Source organism: Dysgonomonas sp. 511 (genome assembly GCF_010501105.1).
GTDB lineage: Bacteria > Bacteroidota > Bacteroidia > Bacteroidales > Dysgonomonadaceae > Dysgonomonas.
Genome location: NZ_QVMQ01000065.1, coordinates 1 through 3233 on the forward strand (window position 1 = coordinate 1; position 3233 = coordinate 3233).

Consider the following 3233-nt stretch of genomic DNA (forward strand, 5'->3'; position numbering starts at 1 on the left):
TGATATATAGGTTTTCATACAATTGATGTCAAATTTGCATAAACTGATGGCTCCTTAATTTATCGTTAACTCTCTCAGCAAAGGTAAAAACTATATAAAACTTGTAAAAGATGAGGCAGACCGAATGATTACGTTGTATTTCTGGGATTGTCCTGCCTGGGGACAAAAGGGGTAAAAGAAGAAAAGATTAGCTGGAGTAAGATAAATACTTATTTGTTCTTCGGGTTTGTTATCTTTTTCCTGAACTGGTGGCTACTATCCCTTCCTCTACCATATCCGGTAAATATGTCCTTATATATACTCACATTGACCATAGGTTATATTTTACTTTTGGTTGCAGGATTATGGATGAGCCGCTTATTGAAACATAACCTGATGGATGATGTATTTAATGATGAGAACGAATCGTTTCAACAGGAAACAAGTTTAATAGAGAATGAATATTCCGTTAACTTGCCGACCTTATTCTACTACAAAAAGAAATGGAATAAAGGCTGGATCAATGTGGTCAATCCCTTCCGTGCTTCGATTGTATTGGGAACTCCGGGATCGGGAAAATCGTATGCTATTGTAAATAACTATATCAAACAGCAGATACGGAAAGGGTACTCGATGTACATCTATGATTATAAGTTTAATGACTTATCTACTATAGCCTATAATACATTATTGAAGAATCTGGATAAATATAAAGTAAAACCAAAATTTTATGTAATCAATTTTGATGATCCCAGAAAAACACATCGATGCAATCCGATCAACCCCGATTTTATGACGGATATTTCGGATGCCTACGAATCGGCATATACTATAATGCTTAACCTGAACCGTACATGGATTCAGAAGCAAGGAGACTTCTTCGTGGAATCTCCCATTATATTACTGGCATCCATTATCTGGTATCTGAAAATATATCAGGATGGAAAATACTGTACATTTCCCCATGCCATTGAATTATTGAATAAACCCTATGCGGATATATTCACCATATTGACTTCTTACCCTGCTCTGGAGAATTACCTGTCTCCGTTTATGGATGCATGGAAAGGAGGTGCGCAGGATCAATTACAGGGGCAGATTGCATCAGCTAAGATACCATTATCTCGTATGATCTCTCCCCAGCTCTATTGGGTTATGACAGGTAATGACTTTACTCTGGATATCAATAACCCTAATGAACCAAAGATACTATGTGTCGGGAATAATCCTGACAGGCAAAACATCTATTCAGCGGCACTGGGATTATATAATAGCCGTATTGTAAAGCTTATAAACAAGAAAGGACAATTAAAATCTTCTGTTATTATCGATGAGTTGCCTACTATTTATTTCCGGGGATTGGATAACCTGATAGCTACTGCAAGAAGCAATAAGGTTGCCGTATGTCTGGGATTTCAGGATTACAGCCAGTTGAACAGGGACTATGGTGATAAGGAGAGTAAGGTAATACAAAATACAGTGGGGAATATTTTCTCGGGACAGGTTGTAGGGGAAACAGCCAAAACCTTATCAGAACGATTTGGAAAAGTATTACAGAAACGGCATTCAATGACGATCAGCAGGCAAGATAAATCGACCTCTATTAATACACAACTGGATTCATTAATTCCGGCATCGAAGATCGCTAACCTCTCCCAGGGAATGTTTGTTGGAGCAGTGTCGGATAACTTCGGGGAAAAGATTGAACAAAAGATATTCCATTCACAGATTGTAGTGGATAATGATAAGGTTGCAGCTGAATCTAAAGCCTACAAACCGATTCCTCAGATTATGAGTTTTACGGATGAAAATGGAAAGGATAACATGGATGAACAGATACAACGGAATTATCAGCAGGTAAAGAAAGATGTATTGCAGATTGTAAAAGATGAGTTGTATCGGATTGAAAATGATCCGGAATTACAACATCTGATAGACAATGATGGAGAATAGGTAATAGGTATTTTATTTTTTAGTTATTGTCCTTATTCTGTTGGATGATTTCGATATTTTCAACAAAATCCAGTTTGATCAGTTCCCATTCTTTGTTTTTAAGACAGATCGGGTCTATCTCTTCATCGGCAAGGGAAAAATCCGTGAAGTTCGCAATAATCTCGTCCTCATTATGTGTATATTCATAACGGGCAGCATGGATGCTCAGCATCTCTTCAATAGTATAATTACTTAGTAACTCATGGAGGTCCCAGAAATCTTTTTTTCGTCCTTGTCTGGATATTACATCTACTTTCATACCAATAACATCTTCCAGGCTGGCAAGGCGTATCCCGTCTATAATATCACAGTTATCGGTCATTTCATCGCGGTAATACATGTCTAGTTTTATATGGTCTTCTTCGGAAGCTCCTACATAATAGGACCTGCCCATGCCTACAATATTGGTTATGTCAGTACAATAATAATAGTTGTAATTATCTCTTAAATAGAATTCAAAAACAGAAAAGTCCAATGAACCGTATGTGGCATTTGTAAACAAATCAATATCCACCGACATACGATGCCCAAGCCGTAGGCTCAGGGAAGTTCCACCGACAAGATAAAACGGATCGAATGCGGAATTGCCCATCAGGTCTTCAAGGATACTCCTTAATTGTGGCGTTACTGTCTCGTAATGTAATGACATAGCTTACATTTATTTGTTAATCGTGATTGGAAGGAATAGCACGTTTATTTTGAGGCCTGTAACTATCTGCTTCATTCGGTTTTAAATTATAGTAACAGATTATTTCTTCCTGTTCTTCTTTATTTCCTCTTTCCAATACGCGGGTAATAACAGCCTTCTTGTATTTTCCCCAGTTTATCTTATCAAAATCCGTATCCCAGAAAAGTGACTTTCGTATATGGGGGGGCGAAGTATATTGCTTATTATATTCTTTATCCTTGTATTGCTTTATCTCATAAAAGGCTTGCAGGATAGAAAGGAAACCTTCCTCATATCCCATTATTTTCTCTATACTCAAAGCCTGCTGAGTAGTCAGGTTTCTTCTTCCGGCAATAATGGCATTGATGGTCTGGTATTGAATGCTCGTATCTTCCGCCAATGCCCGCTGGCTAAGATGCATTTTCTTCAAGTCCCTTTCAATCAGCTTCCCGGGATGAATACCTTTTAATATGTCAATGCGGTTTGTCATATAATGTCACTAGTGTCCCATTAAAATTCGTTATTAAAAATCAAATAAACTTGGCTCATTAGAGTCGCCTGGTTCTTTGTCATATTGAAAATTAGTTTTGTTAAA

General features: G+C 37.4%; 2 protein-coding genes and 1 pseudogene. 1 reads left to right on the forward strand and 2 read right to left on the reverse strand.

All coding sequences use genetic code 11. The features are described 5' to 3' along the window. Nucleotides 1–132: 132 nt before the first annotated feature. Nucleotides 133–1932, forward strand: a pseudogene (gene mobC / locus D0T57_RS15130) (conjugal transfer protein MobC); the annotation flags it as partial. A 19-nt stretch (nt 1933–1951) separates the two neighbouring features. On the opposite strand, the gene D0T57_RS15135 reads toward mobC, so the two are convergent. Together D0T57_RS15135 and D0T57_RS15140 are read right to left on the reverse strand one after the other, a co-directional pair. Then, nucleotides 1952–2620 carry a nucleotidyl transferase AbiEii/AbiGii toxin family protein gene (locus D0T57_RS15135; protein ID WP_163274310.1) on the reverse strand — a complete coding sequence of 223 codons (669 nt, stop codon included), beginning with the start codon at nt 2618–2620 and terminating at the stop codon, nt 1952–1954. Between the two features lie 16 nt (nt 2621–2636). After that, complete coding sequence (locus tag D0T57_RS15140) at nt 2637–3128, reverse strand: HigA family addiction module antitoxin (protein ID WP_163274311.1); 492 nt, start codon at nt 3126–3128, stop codon at nt 2637–2639. Nucleotides 3129–3233: the final 105 nt, after the last annotated feature.